This is a genomic window from Stenotrophomonas sp. 2YAF22 (genome assembly GCF_052114665.1).
GTDB classification, from domain to species: domain Bacteria; phylum Pseudomonadota; class Gammaproteobacteria; order Xanthomonadales; family Xanthomonadaceae; genus Stenotrophomonas; species Stenotrophomonas indicatrix.
The window spans coordinates 1-1,602 of record NZ_JBFRFE010000792.1 but is presented as its reverse complement, the minus strand read 5'-3'; the positions used below and the strand labels follow the sequence as shown (position 1 = coordinate 1,602).

Annotated in this window: 1 protein-coding gene; it reads right to left on the bottom strand. The window is 63.2% G+C overall.

What is annotated here, in order from left to right; translation table 11 throughout:
- Positions 1-240 precede the first annotated feature (240 nt).
- Positions 241-1,602: TonB-dependent receptor domain-containing protein (locus AB4Y84_RS21170; RefSeq protein ID WP_442250877.1), on the bottom strand; the 1,362-nt coding region annotated here is incomplete at its 5' end.

Below are 1,602 nucleotides of genomic sequence, written 5' to 3'. Positions count from 1 at the left end.
GTCCTGGGCTTCAGGGTTTCACAGCCACTCACTGTCAGTACGGCAATGATCAGAATCCACTTCTTCATCGCTCACTCCCTGCCTGGTCGGGTTCGACTTCCCTGGGGCCGGCGCGATCCTGCAGCCGGCTGGCGGCAAGCTTAGGAGCTTCGGTGTTGCCGCGATAGTGCCCGTCCGCGCAAACGGGGAGGGGCAAGGGAAGGACCGGCCAGTGCCGGTCCTTCCGACCTCAGCGGGTCGTCAGAACGACCAGGTAAAGGTCAGCGAACCATTGCGGCCATCGCCATACGCGCCGTAGCCGTTGATCTGCGACAGGTACTTCTTGTCCAGCAGGTTGTTGAGGTTGGCCTGCACGCTGAACTCCGGCGAGATGCGGTAGCGCACGAACGCACTGACCAGCGCATAGCCGCTCTGCTCGATGCGGCCGTAGGCCGGTACCGGGTAGTAGATGCGGTTCTGCCAGTTGGCTCCGCCACCGACGGTCAGTTCCTGCAGCGACTGCGGGGTGTAGCTGGTGAACAGCTTCAGCGCGGTCTGTGGCAGATTGGTGTTGATATCGGCGCCGTTGATGTCCTTGGCCACATAGCGCGAGGCACCGAAGGTGGCATTCCAGCCCGTTGCCAGCTCGCCATTCAGTTCGAACTCGAAGCCACGGCTGACCGTGCCACGCGCGGCGCGATAGGCGAACTCATTCTGGCTGCCCTGCACGGGTTCACCGGTGGCCTGGCCAACGTTGTCCTGTTCGATGCGGAACACGGCCAGTGAGGCGTTCAGGCGGTTGTCGAACCATGCGCCCTTGATGCCCACTTCGTAGCTTTTGCCATCGACCGGATCGAGGTAGCTGCCGTTGCGGTCCTTCAGCGTCTGCGGCTGGAAGATTTCGGTGTAGCTGGCGTAGGTCGAGTAAGTGTCGTTGATGTCGAACACCAGGCCGGCATACGGCGTGGTGACCTTGTGTGCGCGGTCGGCGCCTTCGCCTTCGCTCTTCCAGTCGGTGTAGCGGGCGCCAATGATCAGCTTCAGCGGGTCAGCCAGCGACAGGCGTGCAGCGGCGTAGCCGGCCTTCTGGGTGATGGTGCCTTCGCTGGCCAGTGCCAGCGGGTTCCAGTTCGGCTCACTGATGTTGCCGGTCCAGTTCAGGTAGCTGGTGAACGGGTTCCAGGTCTGGCCGACGCCGCCGACCTGGTAGTCGCCGTAGTTGGCGTACTCGCGCTTGTTGTAGCTCAGGCCGGCCATGAACTGGTGCTCGCGGCCGAACAACTGGAACGGACCGTCAACGTAGCCATCAACGCCGGTGACCTTGCGCTCGGTGTTGTAGAAGCCCGCTGACGGCGAGATGCCGGCGCCGGTGGTCTTGTCGAAGTTCGACGCGCCGGTGGCCCAGTCGTTGTAGGCCGGGTAGAACAGCTTGTCGTCGGCCCGGGTCTCATCGTGGGTGGCACCGACCTTGAACTTCCAGCCGTTGCTGAAGGCGTGCTGCAGGGTGGCGAAGGCGCGCTTGCTGGTGGTGTCCCAGTAGGTCCACTTCGGGCTCGCGTTGAACGATTCGTCGTAGCCGGTGGGCGAGCCATCGGAATACAGCATCGGGAAGCCACCCCAGGT